Here is a 14,598-nt window from a genome sequence, read left to right as displayed (position 1 = left end):
TTGGTTATATATCCATATATGTATTAAGCAGGCGTGGGATGAGCAATGTGGCGGTTGACCTGCCAAATACCTTGGCGAGGCGATGTATTGCAGTATGTATATACGAAAGTTGCCGTGGGTTCTTTTGTTGGTGACGGCTGATGTCAACTCCGGTATTGCCCCGGCGTCGCCGCCAGATGCTGTTTGAAAACCCGTTGAAAGTGCGCCTGATCGGCAAACCCTGCTTCAAGTGCCACATCGGCAATCAATTTTCCGCGACGCAACCGCTCCCGGGCGAACTGGATTCGCTGGTTGAGTACAAACGCGTGGGGCGTCATGCCGTAATGCTGCTTGAACGCGCGGATGAGGTAGGAAGGCGACAACTGAGCAGCCGCGCAAATATCTTCGAGCTTGAGCAATTGCGTGAAGTTGTCGCGGATGTACTCGGCGGCCCGCTCCAGTTTGAAATTGGGCTCGCGCAGAGGCTGATCACCGGGGTTGAGGCGCTGCTGTACATCGGTGAAAAACTCCACCGCGGCGCTGTGCTTGCGCAGGATGTCGTGCTGATCATCGACCAACACGTCGTACAAACCCTTGAGCCCGGCAAACAGATCGGCGTCGCGCATGTGAGTGGTGGAAAACCGGCGGAACGCCAAGTCCGGGCTGAAACCGAGCTGATGCTGCAAATCGGTCAGCCAGGGTGTCTCGACGTACAGCATCAGGTACGACCACGGTTGGTCATCGAGTGGATTGCAGGCGTGGACGTCACCAGGATTCATCAGCACCACGGTGCCGGCACTGACCTGAGATTCCGATTGCTCATGGAGGTAGGTACTGCACCCGGCCGTGATCGCACCGATGGAGAAGTGCTCGTGAGAATGCCGGGTGTAGCAGACCTCGCGGCCGTCGGCGATGGAGCGGGCTTCGATGAAGGGCAGGGCATCGTCGCGCCAGAAGCGCGGGGCTTTGTCGGCGTCTTTGGCAACGGCGGGCTTCATGATCAGCATCCTCGGCAGGTCAGCGTCGAAGTGTATTAGCTCTCGCCGTCAAAGGCTCGTTGCAGTGCAGCGATATCGAGTTTTTTCATCTGTAACAGCGCCGTCATGGCGCGTTGGGATTTTGCCGTGTCGGGGTCTTTCATCATGTCCGTCAGGGCCACCGGAACGATCTGCCAGGACACGCCGAATTTATCCTTGAGCCAGCCGCATTGCTGAGCCTCAACGGGCCCGCCCGCGGACAGACGCCCCCAGAAGTGGTCGACTTCTTCCTGAGTATGGCAATTGACCTGGAATGAAACCGCTTCATTGAACTTGAACAGGGGGCCGCCGTTGAGGCCGGTGAAACTCTGTCCGTCCAGTTCGAAACTGACCGTCATCACCGAGCCTTCGGGCCTGCCATGTATCTCCTGACCGGCCTTGCCATAGTGGGTAATGGCACTGATTTTCGAATGATCGAAGATCGCACAGTAGAACTTCGCGGCCTCCTCGGCTTGATCGTCGAACCACAGGCAGGGCGTGAGTTTTTGAACGCGGTGCATGGCGCAGCTCCTCTACGGATTACTCAGGCTGGACTTTCAGCGTAGTCAGCCTCGGGTCGTCTGGCCGTACCGTAGATCGACAAGTTGAAAGAGTTTCCATAGGCGACGGAATCAACAATGTCGGGATGACCCGATAGCCGCTAGACTTGCCGACCTGATTGCCGCAAGGAAGCTCTGCGCCATGGTTGCCTCTCGTTTACTGGCTGTTTCCTGTCTGCTGGCTGCCGGTGCTGTAAGCGCCGGGCCGGTGACATATCACCTCACGGACCCCGCGAAGAAATACGTCATTGACGTGCTGTTCGCTCAGCCGCCCACCCAGACTTTCGACGGTGCCCCTGCGCTGATTACGTTGCGCGAAAGGGCCGGCGGGCAGGTGCTGCAGCGCATCGAGTCAGCCGAAGCGTTCGCCCTGTTCAAGCCAGGCCGCACAGCTTCGGAGTTCGACCGCAACCTGGCGTATGCCGATCAAAGTCTGCTGTTGTTCGGCGATTTTAATTTCGACGGGCAACAAGACCTTGCCGTACGCAATGGCAATGATGCGGGCTATGGCGGTCCTTCCTACGACATCTACCTGTTCGATCCCCAGAGCCGGACGCTGCTGTTGAGTCCATCATTTTCCGCTCTGACCCGTGACGAACACCTTGGCATGTTCGAGATCGACCCGGTTACCAAAAGCCTGCACACCCAGTCCAAAAGCGGTTGCTGCTGGCACCAGAGCGCGACCTGGCAAATACAGGACAACCGTCCTGTAAAGGTGGCCGAGAAAACACAGGTGGAGCAAAAACCCTCCGAAGCCAACCCGTTCATGCCTTATGGCTATGTGGACGTCACCGATCGTGAACTGAAGTCCGGGCAATGGACGGAGCGTCGTCGCCTCGAGGGGCCCATCGGTGAAGCGCCTGTCATGTTGCGCGGCACCCTCGATGACAAGATCCCCGTTGAGCTGTGGTGGCAACGTCAGGGGGATGTCTACGTCGGGGAAGTTCGCTACAGCAAGACTGGCAGCGGCAAACCGATCCGGCTGGTGGGCAATACCTACGAAGATGGCGGAATCGTTCTGCGTGAACTGGACGACGACGGTCAGATGATCGGCAACTGGTTCGTCGAAGGTACGCCGAACGAGCAGGGCAGCCAGACCGGCACGTGGATCAACGGCTCACGTCAATTAAGCATCAATGTCAGGCCGACTGCGTTCAAGGTTGCCGCGCAAAAACTTGAGCGGGTAGCAGACAGTCAGCGAGAAGGGCGCTACCTCGTGAGCAATATCCAGGATCAGCGCGTCGGCGAATTGACCGTCAAAGTATTGCCGGCAATCGACAACGGCCCCGAGATGGCGGACATCAACCTGAGCATTTTTCAACTCAAGGATCCGCCCGTCGAAGTCCGTCATCAGTACCCGTTGCTCGCCGGCAATCTTGTTATTGCACTGAACCCCGAGGGCGACCCGCTGTTTCGCCTGCAATTGCTGAATGGCGCCGCAGAAGTGACCGGTTTTGGTGAGTATCAGAAGTACAGCGCGGCTTATGTGAAACAACCTTGATGTCGTCTTTTGGCGCAGCATCGGTCAAGGTCTGCTCGGCCTCGCGGGCTCGGCAGCTGCTACAGAGAGCGGGTTACTTCGGTCTTCTTTGCGTGACCGGTGGTCGATGAACCGGTCTCGCCCGGTAATTTGCGCTTAGCTGAAAGGATAACGCTGCCCCTGTAGGAGCCGAGCTTGCTCGCGATGAACGATAACGCGGTGTGTCAGGCCTGACGCCATCGCGAGCAAGCTCGGCTCCTACGATGTGACGGCGCAGCCCCGAGAGAACCCATTCAGAACACCGTGAATCTGAGGAAATTCGCAATGCTGACCCTCAACATCAATGGCAAGGACCAGGCGCTGGATGTCCCCGCAGACATGCCGCTGCTGTGGGTACTGCGCGATGTCGCGCATCTGACCGGCACCAAATTCGGTTGCGGCATGGCCCAGTGCGGCGCTTGCACCGTGCACGTCGACGGCGCGCCGCTGCGCTCCTGTGTCACCCCCGCCACAGCCGTGGCCCATGGGCAAAAAATCCTCACCATCGAAGGCCTGTCCAGCGACGGTTCGCACCCGGTGCAGCAAGCCTGGGCCGAACTCGATGTGGTGCAATGCGGCTACTGCCAGTCAGGGCAGATCATGTCGGCCGCCGCGTTGCTGGCGAAAATTCCCAAACCCACCGACAGCGACATCGATCAGGCGCTCTCCGGCAACATCTGCCGCTGCGGCACCTACCCAAGGATCCGTGCAGCGGTCAAACGCGCCGCCGAAATCGGTTGATGCCACGTCGAAGGGAGTCCGAACAATGAACAGCCTCAATCCTCTGTCACGCCGCGGTTTCCTCAAGGGCAGCGCGGTGCTGGGCGGTGGTCTGGTGGTGGCGTTTGTCATGCCCGGTGGCCATCGCTTTGCTATCGGGGCCGAGAATCAAGGCAGTGTTTTTGCGCCCAATGCGTTTCTACGGATCGGCAATGACAACAGCGTCACCATACTGCTCGGCCATTCGGAAATGGGCCAGGGCATCTGGACCGGCCTGACCATGTTGATCGCCGAAGAACTGGACGCCGACTGGTCGAAGATCCGCGTCGTACACGCACCCGCTTCGGCCGCCGAGTATGGCCTGGCCGGGTTTGGCGGGATGCAGATCACCGGTGGTTCGACCTCGACCTGGATGGAGTTCGACCGCTATCGGCAGGCCGGAGCCGCAGCGCGTTTGATGTTGATCGAGGCGGCGGCCAAACGCTTCAACGTCGCACCCTCCGCGATTCGCACCGAATCGGGTGTGGTGATTGCCGGCGACCAACGCGCCACTTACGGCGAACTGGCCGATGACGCCGGCAAGCTGCCGGTGCCGGATCCGGCGTCGATCAAGCTCAAGGAGTCCAAGGACTGGAAAATCATCGGCAAACCGACCAAGCGCCTGGACACCCCGGAGAAAATCACCGGCCGCGCCAAGTTCGGCATGGACGTGCAGTTCGACGGGCTGATGACCGCCATGGTCGCGCGCTCGCCGGTGTTCGGTGGCACTGTCAAATCCTTCGAAGGCGCCGAAGCGCTGTCGATACCGGGCGTACACAAAGTGGTGCAGGTGCCCACCGGGGTGGCGGTGATTGCCGATCATTACTGGGCGGCGAAGCTAGGGCGCGATGCGTTGAAGGTCGATTGGGACCTGGGGCCGAACACCGGGCTCGACAGTCAGGCGCTGCTGGACAGCTTCCGCAAACTCGCCGCCACCCCTGGCGCTTCGGCCAGTAAGGCCGGGGATGTTGCGGCGGGTCTGGGTAAAGCGACGAAGACCATTGATGTTGAATACAGCGTGCCGTACCTGGCCCACGCGCCGATGGAGCCGCTCAACTGCACAGTGAAAATCAGCAAGGACAAATGCGAAATCTGGACCGGCACCCAGTTCCAGACCCTGGATCAAATGGTCGCCGGGAAAATCACCGGGCTCAAACCCGAGCAGGTGGAGATTCACACCGAGTTTCTCGGCGGCGGATTCGGTCGCCGGGCCAATCCGACCTCGGACTTTGTCGCTGAAGCCGTGGAAGTCGCCAAGGCCGCGGGCGCACCGGTGAAAACCGTCTGGTCCCGGGAGGATGACATTCGCGGAGGGTACTACCGCTCGGCGTTCCTCCATCAGGTGCGCATCGGCCTCGATGCCGGCGGCCTGCCGATCGCCTGGAAGCATGTGATGGTCGGGCAGTCGATCATGGCGGGCACCTCGTTCGAGGCGACCATGGTCAAGAATGGCATCGACAAGACCTCTGTCGAAGGGGTTGCCGACAGTCCGTACCTTTCAGGGTTGGCGAATCACCAGGTTGAACTGCATTCGCCGCAAACCGGCATCCGCGTACTCTGGCTGCGCTCGGTGGGGCACACCCACACCGCGTTCGTGATGGAGTCGCTGATCGACGAACTGGCAGAAGCGGCCGGCAAGGACCCAGTGGAGTACCGGCGAACCTTGCTCAAGCATCATCCACGGCATCTTGGCGTGCTGAACCTGGCCGTCGAGAAAGCCAACTGGAAGGCGCCACTTCCGGACGGCCATGCGTTGGGTGTTGCGGTGCATGAATCTTTCGGTAGCTACGTTGCCCAGGTGACCGAGGTGTCCCAGGACAACCTGGCGATCCGCGTGCATCGGGTGGTGTGTGCGGTGGATTGCGGCATTGCGGTCAACCCGATGAGCATCGCGGCGCAAATGGAATCGGCCATCACCTTTGGCCTCGGATTTACCTTGCACAGCAAGTTGACCTTCAAGAACGGGCAAGTGGTGCAATCCAATTACCACGACTATCAAGTGCTGCGACTCAACGAAATGCCGGTGGTGGAGGTGCATATCGTGCCCAGCAGCGACAAACCCGGTGGCATCGGTGAGGCCGGTGTGCCGCCCACGGCGCCAGCAGTGGCCAACGCGGTGTTCGCCTTGACCGGTCAGCGCTTGCGGGAATTGCCGTTGCAGCTGTCGGGGGTGTGAGATGAGACGACATCTGATGCTTGGCGCAGTGGTGTTGATCGGCCTGGTCGGCTACGCCGAGGACTTGTTCGCCGACGATAAGGAAGCGATCAAGGCGTTCGATACCGTACAACAGGTTTTCCAGAGCCCGCGCTGTCAGAACTGCCATATTCCCGGTGATTCGCCATTGCAGTTTGACGCCGGGATCCCTCACGCCATGAGCGTCGTGCGGGGCATGGACGGCAAGGGTGCGGCGGGTTTGCCGTGCGCTACCTGTCACGCCGAGCGTAATCCGCCGGCCAGTTACGGCGCAAACGCACCGCCAGGGGCGCCGCACTGGAGCTTGCCGCCAGCCGCGCACAAAATGGCCTGGATCGGTCTGCCGGCCGATAAATTGTGCGCAATGATCAAGGACCGTTCGAGCAACGGTGACCGCGATTTCGCTGCGCTGATCAAACATGTCAGCGAAGACAAACTGGTGCTCTGGGGCTGGAATCCAGGATATGGAAGGGCGCCGGTACCGGTGCCGCACGCCATTTTCGTTACCCAGTTCAAGCTTTGGGCTGATGCGGGAGGGCCATGTCCGGTCGCGGGTAGCTGACCGGCGGTCCGTTAACAGGGAGTCAAAGCGGGTATGGACGACTCTAAGAAATATACCCGCCAATGGAGTGAGTAATGCTGATCCCAGGCAAACCGGTAAAACCAGGCGCGTGCGCCGACCCGTTGCGCACGCCACTGCAGGAGCGCGAGCTGCTGCGTGACTTGGCCCGCAAGGCCGAGGAGGAGTTGATGGGCGTGCAGATGGCGAGCATGGACGAGTTGACACTGCTCTCCAACCGACACGGTTTTACAGCGCTGGCCCAACAAGGGCTGGATGTCTGCCACCAGCTGAAAAAGCCGGCAACGCTGCTGCTTTTCAATATTGATGACTTCAAGCACATCAACTATCTCTATGGTCGTGCCGAGGGCGACAAAGCCCTGAAAACCTTCGCTGATGTGCTGCGCATTGCCTTTCGCGAGAGCGATGTGATCGGCCGGTTGGGCAGCGACAAATTCGTCGCGTTACTGACCGGATCAAGCGTTGTGGAGATTCCCGCGATCAGGGCACGACTCGAAGAAATACTCGAAGAGCGCAATGCCACAAAACATCGCGGTTGCGACATCCACTTCAGTGTCGATCAGATCGAGTTTCATCCTGCGCTCCACGAGACGGCCGACGGCTTATTGGCTGCGATCAACGAGCAAATCGACAGCGACCCGTTCGGCCACCCGGAGCAGTGAACCGTCATTTCTGAACCGGCCGATCATCTGTAAACCGATGGGCATCGATCCTTCTGCGCGAACCAGCGGGATATTCACCTGCGGCCAGCCGAATGCGCCCCAGAACTTGATGAAATCCGATGGCCCGGTGCTTTCCAGACCCACGGGCGCGACCATCCCGCAGCAGGGGCCGAGCATTGCGTCGTAGGGCTGGCAGCGTTCATTCAGGCGCGGTGCAAGCGCCGCCAGTCGGGCCTTGGCCGCGGACTCCTGTTCCCAGGTGGTCGCCGACGCCCGGTCGAACATTGCCAAGATCGAAGGGCTTAGCAGTGCGCGGTGTTCCTGAAACTCCTTCGCCAGAGAACGGGCGCCTTCGCAGTCGTTGATCAACAGGTGATCGTCGAATACCCCGGCAAACTCATCCGGCAGTTGCACGTCGTCGACCTGATGGCCGGCACTGCGCAAGTGGTCCACCGCCTGTTCCAGGGCGTTGGCCACCTCGGGGTCGACCTGATCCCAGCGCGCTGTGCGATAGAAGCCCAATTGCAGAGGGCGTGGTTCAACCTCCGGCACTGTAAAACCTGGAATCAATACCCGCGCCACCAAGTGCAGATCCCGCACCGAGCGACCGTACCAGCCTACGGTGTCGAAGCTCGGCGCCAGCGGCTTTACGCCTTCCAGCGATACCAGTCCAAACGACGGTTTGAACGCGAACAGACCGCAATAGGACGCCGGTTTCAGCAGTGAGCCGGCCGTCTGGGTACCCAGCGCCACCGCAAAGAAATCCGCTGCCATCCCGGCCGCCGAACCGGCGCTGGAGCTGCCCGGCGTGCGGTCCGGGTCATGGGGGTTGCGGGTCGGGCCGGTGTGCATGTACGCAAATTCAGTGGTGTGGGTCTTGCCCATGATCAACGCGCCGGCCTGGCGCAGCAGGGTCACCACATGGGCATCCCGGGCAGGTTGATGACCGGCATAGATGGGTGAGTTGAACTGTGTCGGATGATCGGCACTGTCGAAGACATCCTTCACCCCCACCGGAACGCCGGCCAGCAAGCCACGATTGGTGTGCGACGCAGCATCGGTGCGTACTTTTCGGGCATCGAACGAGACGAAGGCCTGGATCTCCGGCTCCAGTGCCTGAATGCGCTCCAGGACCGTTTCGGCGACGGCGGCGGCGGTGGTCTCACCCTTGATCACGGACTGACTGAGGGTCGTGGCATCCGGGACGGGGCGGATCATTTGGCGAACAACTGAGTGATGTCCTTGAACGCCTTGAACTCCAGCGCATTGCCGCAAGGATCGAAGAGAAACATCGTCGCTTGCTCGCCCACCAATCCCTGGAAGCGAATGCCCGGTTCGATGACGAATCGGGTGTCGAGGGCTTTCAATCGCTCGGCCAACGCCTCCCATTCGTCCATCCCCAACACCACGCCGAAATGCGGCACTGGCACGTTATGGCCGTCGACAGCATTGGTGTGCGCGGCTTCTTGCGAGGCATTTTTCGGCGCCAGGTGAATCACCAGTTGATGGCCGAAAAAATTGAAATCGACCCAATGATCGCTTGAGCGGCCTTCTTCCAGGCCGAACACGTTGCCGTAGAAATTACGTGCGGCCGTCAGGTCATGGACCGGGATGGCCAAGTGAAAAGGGGAGAGTTGCATCGGATGTGCCTCGGCTGTCTGGATTCGAACTGATTTTAGCCCTGTGCTTTTTGATTAAAAGACGATAATTTTTGCCGCGAGCTCAAATTATTTCGATCAATCGGGAACAATCATGCTGCGCGAACTGAAAACTTTCATTGCCGTCACACGCTATGGCACGTTCGCGGCGGCCGGAATGCACATCGGCCTGACCCAGTCGGCGGTCAGCGCGCAGATGCGCAATCTGGAGCAGGCGCTGGGTATTCGCTTGTTCGATCGCACCGGGCGTCAGGCGCTGCTCAATGCGGCCGGCCAGCGCGCGTTGCCGATGGCGCGGGAGATCCTTGAGACCTTCAGCCGCATGGCGGTCAGCGATGATGTCAGCGAGTATCGCGGCGAGTTGAAAATAGGCGCCGTGGCCACGGCCCAGACCGGACTGCTGCCCCAGGCGTTGCTGCGACTGAGGCAACAGGCGCCGTTGCTGGAGCCGAAACTGGTGCCCGGCGTGTCGCTGAACCTGCTGAGCCAGGTGGACACCGGTGAGGTGGATCTGGCGATCCTGATCAAGCCGCCGTTCGAGTTGCCCAAGGAACTGTCAGCGCAGGTCATCCGCAAGGAACCGTTTGTATTGATCGTGCCGGCGGACCTTGAAGGCGACGAGCCGTTGCAGATACTCGCGAGCCATCCGCATGTGCGTTACGACCGCAATTCGTTCGGTGGAAGACTGGTAACGCGGTTTTTGCGCGAGCAGCAGATTGATGTGCAAGTGGCTTTGGAATTGGATGAGCTGGAAGCCATCGTGAAGATGGTTGAATGCGGGTTAGGGGTGTCGCTGCTACCTGAGGCCGGTCTCTGGCTCGAGCATGGGGCGAAGGTGCGGATCATCCCGTTGGGCGCGTTGACGTTCTACCGGGAAATGGTTCTGTTGCAGCGCTATAGCCAGCGCACACAGCCGATCCAGCAGCTATTTGCCAGTTGCCTGACACCGAGTGATGGTTAAACAAAAATCCCCTGTGGGAGTGAGCCTGCTCGCGATAGCGGACTGATATTCAAAATTGATGTCGACTGACACTCCGCTATCGCGAGCAGGCTCACTCCCACAGGGGTTCTGCATCAGGCCGCAAATCGCAGGCATAAAAAAACCCGCCAGAACCGGCGGGTTTTTTTGGGGGCTGACCGAAGATTACTCTTCGAGGCTACCCATGGCCGTGGTGTTGAAACCACCGTCCACGTACATGATTTCGCCGCTGATGCCGGACGCCAGGTCCGAGCACAGGAAGGCGCCGGCGTTGCCGACTTCGTCGATGGTGACGTTACGACGCAGCGGAGTTTGCGCTTCGTTGGCGGCCAGCATCTTGCGGAAGTTCTTGATGCCGGAAGCGGCGAGGGTGCGGATCGGGCCAGCCGATACGCAGTTGACGCGGGTGCCGTCCGGGCCCAGGGAGCCGGCCAGGTAACGAACGCCAGCTTCCAGGGAAGCCTTGGCCATGCCCATCACGTTGTAGTTCGGCATGGTGCGCTCGGCGCCCAGGTACGACAGGGTCAGCAGGCTGCCGTTGCGGCCTTTCATCATTTCGCGACCGGCCTTGGCCAGGGCCACGAAGCTGTAGGCGCTGATGTCGTGAGCGATGCGGAAACCTTCACGGGTGGTGGCTTCGGTGAAGTCGCCATCCAGTTGGTCGCCCGGGGCGAAGCCGACGGAGTGCACGATGCAGTCCAGGCCGTCCCACTTCTTGCCCAGCTCAACGAAGACCTTGGCGATTTCTTCATCGCTGGCCACGTCACACGGGAAGCACAGGTCAGGGTTGGAACCCCAGCTTTGTGCGAACTCTTCGACACGACCCTTGAGTTTGTCGTTCTGATAAGTGAAGGCAAGCTCAGCGCCCTCGCGATGCATGGCGGCAGCGATGCCGGATGCGATGGACAGCTTGCTGGCGACACCGACGATCAGTACGCGCTTACCGGCGAGAAAACCCATGTGTTGCTCCTCTCTTTCAGGTTATTGCGCAGTGGCTGGGGCCAGGAAAGCGGCTTCCAGCAACTGCTGTGTATACGGATGTTTGGGGGACGCAAAAATACTTTGCGCGTCTCCCTGTTCGACCACTTGGCCTTGCTTGACCACCATCAGCTGGTGGCTCAGCGCTTTGACGACAGCCAGGTCATGGCTGATAAACAGATACGTCAGGTTGTACTTGGTTTGCAGTGAACGCAAAAGCTCCACCACTTGGCGTTGCACTGTCCGGTCGAGGGCCGATGTCGGCTCGTCCAGCAGAATCAACGCCGGTTTTAGCACTAATGCCCGGGCAATGGCGATTCTCTGCCGTTGCCCGCCGGAAAATTCGTGGGGGTAGCGGTGCCGGGTTTCCGGATCCAGGCCTACCTCCTTGAGTGCCGCAATAATCGCCAGTTCCTGTTCCGCCTCGGTGCCCATCTTGTGGATCCGCAGGCCTTCGCCAACGATCTGGCTCACGCACATCCGTGGGCTCAGGCTGCCGAACGGGTCCTGAAACACCACCTGCATCTGCCGACGCAGCGGTCGAACCTGTTGCTGCGTCAGGCAGTCTAGCTGCTTGCCTTCAAAACGGATCGCGCCTTGGCTGCCGATCAGCCGCAAAATCGCCAAACCCAGTGTCGACTTGCCAGAGCCGCTTTCTCCCACAATCCCCAGGGTCTGGCCCTGAGGCAGGCTGAAATTGATGCCGTCCACCGCTTTGATGTGGTCGACGGTCTTTTTCAGAAAGCCTTTCTTGATCGGGAACCAGACTTTCAGGTCCTCGACTTGCAGCAACGGCGGGCCGATAACGTTAGTTGCCGGCTTGCCGCTGGGCTCCGCTGCCAGCAGTTCCCGAGTGTACGGATGCTGTGGTGCGCGGAACAACTCTTCGCACGATGCCTGTTCGACGATGCAACCGCGCTGCATGACACATACGCGATGAGCAATTCTTCGTACAAGGTTCAAATCGTGACTGATCAGTAGCAGCGCCATGCCCAACCGGGCCTGTAATTCCTTGAGCAATTCGAGGATTTTCAGCTGAACGGTGACGTCCAGCGCGGTGGTCGGCTCGTCGGCGATCAGCAGTTCCGGCTCGTTGGCTAAAGCCATGGCGATCATCACCCGCTGCCGCTGGCCGCCGGACAGTTCGTGAGGCAGGGCCTTGAGACGCTTCTCGGGCTCCGGGATGCCGACCATTTCCAGCAGCTCCAGCGTGCGCTTGGTCGCCACTTTGCCGACCAGGCCTTTGTGGATGCCCAACACTTCGTTGATCTGCTTTTCGATCGAGTGCAGCGGATTGAGCGAAGTCATCGGCTCCTGAAAGATCATCGCAATCCGGTTGCCGCGGATGTGACGGATGGTTTTCTCTTTCAGGTCCAGCAGGTTCTGGTCGGCGTAGGTGATGGTCCCGGACGGATGCCGAGCCAGCGGGTAGGGCAGCAGCCGCAGGATGGAATGGGCGGTCACTGATTTGCCGGAGCCACTTTCACCTACCAGCGCCAGGGTTTCGCCACGCTTGATATCGAAGCTGACGCCTTCGACCACCCGTTGAACGCGCTCGCCAACGACGAATTCGACGGCCAGGTCGCGCACTTCGATCAGATTGTCCTGATTCATTTCACTTCCTCGGGTCGAAGGCATCGCGAGCGGACTCGCCGATGAATACCAGCAAACTCAACATCAACGCCAGCACGGCAAACGCGCTCATACCGAGCCACGGCGCTTGCAGGTTGGATTTGCCCTGGGCCACCAGTTCACCCAGGGACGGCGCGCCAGGCGGCAGACCGAAGCCCAGAAAGTCGAGAGCGGTGAGGGTGCCAATGGCGCCGGTCAGGATGAACGGCATGAAGGTCATGGTCGAGACCATGGCGTTGGGCAGGATGTGGCGGAACATGATCGCACCGTTTTGCATCCCCAACGCCCGCGCGGCGCGCACGTATTCCAGGTTACGACCGCGCAGGAACTCGGCGCGGACCACGTCCACCAGGCTCATCCACGAGAACAGCAGCATAATCCCCAGCAGCCACCAGAAGTTCGGCTGGACGAAGCTGGCAAGAATGATCAGTAGATACAACACCGGCAGCCCGGACCAGATCTCAAGAAAACGCTGCCCGGCCAAATCCACCCAGCCGCCGTAAAAGCCCTGCAAGGCCCCGGCGATCACGCCGATGATCGAGCTGAGAATGGTCAGGGTCAGGGCGAACAGCACCGAAATCCGGAAGCCGTAAATCACCCGGGCCAGCACATCGCGGCCCTGATCGTCGGTGCCCAGCAGGTTGTCGGCCGAAGGCGGCGCCGGGGCCGGTACTTTCAGGTCGTAGTTGATGCTTTGATAGCTGTAGGGAATCGGCGCCCACAGCACCCAGGCGTCTTTGGCCTTGAGCAATTCGCGGATGTACGGGCTCTTGTAGTTGGCTTCCAGCGGGAATTCGCCGCCGAAGGTGGTTTCCGGGTAACGCTTGAGCGCCGGGAAGTACCAACCGTTGTCGTAGTGCACCACCAAGGGTTTGTCGTTGGCGATCAACTCGGCACCGAGGCTCAGCCCGAACAGCAGCAGAAATAGCCACAGGGACCACCAGCCACGCTTGTTGGCCTTGAACAGTTCGAAGCGTCGGCGATTGAGAGGGGACAGCTTCATCTCAATGCTCCCGGCTTTCGAAGTCGATGCGCGGATCGACAAAGGTGTAGGTGAGGTCACCGATGAGTTTCACCACCAATCCCAACAGGGTGAAGATGAACAGCGTGCCAAAGACCACCGGGTAATCGCGGTTAATCGCCGCCTCGAAACTCATCAGCCCGAGGCCGTCGAGGGAGAAGATCACTTCCACCAGCAACGAACCGGTGAAAAAGATCCCGATGAACGCCGACGGGAACCCGGCGATGACCAACAGCATGGCGTTGCGGAACACGTGGCCGTAGAGCACGCGGTGATTGGTCAGGCCCTTGGCCTTGGCGGTGACCACGTACTGTTTGTTGATCTCGTCGAGGAAGCTGTTTTTGGTCAGCAGGGTCATGGTCGCGAAGTTACCGATCACCAACGCCGTCACTGGCAATGCCAGGTGCCAGAAGTAATCGAGGATCTTGCCGCCCATGCTCAATTCATCGAAGTTGTTGGAGGTCAGCCCTCTGAGCGGGAACCAGTCGAAATAGCTGCCGCCGGCAAAGACAACGATCAGCAGGATGGCGAACAGGAACGCCGGTATCGCGTAACCGACGATGATCGCCGAACTGGTCCAGACGTCGAAATGGCTGCCGTGCCGCGTTGCCTTGGCGATCCCCAGGGGGATCGACACCAGGTACATGATCAGCGTGCTCCACAACCCGAGTGAGATCGACACCGGCATCTTTTCCTTGATCAGGTCGATGACCTTGGCGTCGCGGAAGAAGCTGTCACCGAAATCCAGGGTGGCGTAGTTCTTGATCATGATCCACAAGCGTTCCGGCGCCGATTTGTCGAAGCCGTACATGTGCTCGATTTCCTTGACCAGCGCCGGGTCCAGGCCCTGGGCGCCGCGATAGGCCGAGCCCGCGACCGAGACTTCGGCACCGCCGCCAGCGATGCGGCTGGTGGCGCCTTCGAAGCCTTCGAGCTTGGCGATCATCTGCTCCACTGGCCCGCCGGGGGCGGCCTGGATGATCACGAAGTTGATCAGCAAAATGCCGAGCAAGGTCGGGATGATCAGCAGCAGTCGCCGAAAAATATACGCCAGCATCTGA

14 protein-coding genes are annotated in these 14,598 nt (G+C 59.9%); 6 read left to right on the top strand and 8 right to left on the bottom strand.

What is annotated here, in order from left to right; all coding sequences use genetic code 11:
* Nucleotides 1-143: 143 nt before the first annotated feature.
* Together PFAS1_RS27195 and PFAS1_RS27190 are read right to left on the bottom strand one after the other, a co-directional pair.
* Complete coding sequence (locus tag PFAS1_RS27195; protein ID WP_076031611.1) at nt 144-977, bottom strand: AraC family transcriptional regulator; 834 nt, start codon at nt 975-977, stop codon at nt 144-146.
* A 35-nt stretch (nt 978-1,012) separates the two neighbouring features.
* On the bottom strand, nt 1,013-1,516 hold the full coding sequence (locus PFAS1_RS27190; RefSeq protein ID WP_074876262.1) for a VOC family protein: 504 nt from the start codon (nt 1,514-1,516) through the stop codon (nt 1,013-1,015).
* Nucleotides 1,517-1,697: 181 nt separating this feature from the next.
* Here PFAS1_RS27190 and PFAS1_RS27185 point away from each other — a divergent pair, with 181 nt between their 5' ends.
* From PFAS1_RS27185 to PFAS1_RS27165, 5 genes are all read left to right on the top strand, one after another.
* Complete coding sequence (locus tag PFAS1_RS27185; RefSeq protein WP_076031262.1) at nt 1,698-3,056, top strand: XAC2610-related protein; 1,359 nt, start codon at nt 1,698-1,700, stop codon at nt 3,054-3,056.
* A 303-nt stretch (nt 3,057-3,359) separates the two neighbouring features.
* Nucleotides 3,360-3,815 (top strand): (2Fe-2S)-binding protein, encoded by a 456-nt coding sequence (locus tag PFAS1_RS27180; protein ID WP_074876266.1) that lies wholly within the window; start codon nt 3,360-3,362, stop codon nt 3,813-3,815.
* Between the two features lie 25 nt (nt 3,816-3,840).
* Nucleotides 3,841-6,009, top strand: a complete 2,169-nt coding sequence (locus tag PFAS1_RS27175) for a xanthine dehydrogenase family protein molybdopterin-binding subunit (RefSeq protein WP_076031261.1) — start codon at nt 3,841-3,843, stop codon at nt 6,007-6,009.
* 1 nt (nt 6,010) lies between these two features.
* Nucleotides 6,011-6,589 carry a hypothetical protein gene (locus tag PFAS1_RS27170; protein ID WP_076031260.1) on the top strand — a complete coding sequence of 193 codons (579 nt, stop codon included), beginning with the start codon at nt 6,011-6,013 and terminating at the stop codon, nt 6,587-6,589.
* Nucleotides 6,590-6,663: 74 nt separating this feature from the next.
* Nucleotides 6,664-7,269, top strand: a complete 606-nt coding sequence (locus PFAS1_RS27165; RefSeq protein WP_076031259.1) for a GGDEF domain-containing protein — start codon at nt 6,664-6,666, stop codon at nt 7,267-7,269.
* Here PFAS1_RS27165 and PFAS1_RS27160 read toward each other — a convergent pair.
* Both PFAS1_RS27160 and PFAS1_RS27155 read right to left on the bottom strand, forming a co-directional pair.
* The gene (locus PFAS1_RS27160; protein WP_076031258.1) at nt 7,210-8,487 is read right to left on the bottom strand and encodes an amidase; all 1,278 of its coding nucleotides are present in this window, start codon (nt 8,485-8,487) and stop codon (nt 7,210-7,212) included. The genes PFAS1_RS27165 and PFAS1_RS27160 overlap by 60 nt on opposite strands.
* Nucleotides 8,484-8,909, bottom strand: a complete 426-nt coding sequence (locus tag PFAS1_RS27155) for a VOC family protein (RefSeq protein ID WP_076031257.1) — start codon at nt 8,907-8,909, stop codon at nt 8,484-8,486. The genes PFAS1_RS27160 and PFAS1_RS27155 overlap by 4 nt, the downstream gene beginning before the upstream one ends.
* A gap of 112 nt (nt 8,910-9,021) precedes the next feature.
* Here PFAS1_RS27155 and PFAS1_RS27150 point away from each other — a divergent pair, with 112 nt between their 5' ends.
* Nucleotides 9,022-9,888: a LysR family transcriptional regulator gene (locus tag PFAS1_RS27150; RefSeq protein WP_076031256.1), complete on the top strand. Its 867-nt coding sequence runs from the start codon at nt 9,022-9,024 to the stop codon at nt 9,886-9,888.
* 183 nt (nt 9,889-10,071) lie between these two features.
* Here the strand turns inward: PFAS1_RS27150 and fabI are convergent, their stop codons facing one another.
* The 4 genes from fabI to PFAS1_RS27130 are packed head-to-tail and all read right to left on the bottom strand — an operon-like array spanning nt 10,072 to nt 14,594.
* A complete protein-coding gene (gene fabI / locus PFAS1_RS27145; RefSeq protein ID WP_008152082.1) occupies nt 10,072-10,866 on the bottom strand; it encodes an enoyl-ACP reductase FabI in 795 nt (264 codons plus the stop codon).
* A gap of 21 nt (nt 10,867-10,887) precedes the next feature.
* A complete protein-coding gene (locus tag PFAS1_RS27140) occupies nt 10,888-12,498 on the bottom strand; it encodes an ABC transporter ATP-binding protein (protein WP_076031255.1) in 1,611 nt (536 codons plus the stop codon).
* A gap of 1 nt (nt 12,499) precedes the next feature.
* Nucleotides 12,500-13,519: an ABC transporter permease gene (locus PFAS1_RS27135; protein ID WP_076031254.1), complete on the bottom strand. Its 1,020-nt coding sequence runs from the start codon at nt 13,517-13,519 to the stop codon at nt 12,500-12,502.
* 1 nt (nt 13,520) lies between these two features.
* On the bottom strand, nt 13,521-14,594 hold the full coding sequence (locus PFAS1_RS27130; RefSeq protein WP_046048846.1) for a microcin C ABC transporter permease YejB: 1,074 nt from the start codon (nt 14,592-14,594) through the stop codon (nt 13,521-13,523).
* Nucleotides 14,595-14,598 lie beyond the last annotated feature (4 nt).

The sequence above is a fragment of the Pseudomonas frederiksbergensis genome, from assembly GCF_001952935.1.
GTDB lineage: Bacteria > Pseudomonadota > Gammaproteobacteria > Pseudomonadales > Pseudomonadaceae > Aquipseudomonas > Aquipseudomonas frederiksbergensis.
This window is presented reverse-complemented; position numbering and strand designations above follow the sequence as displayed.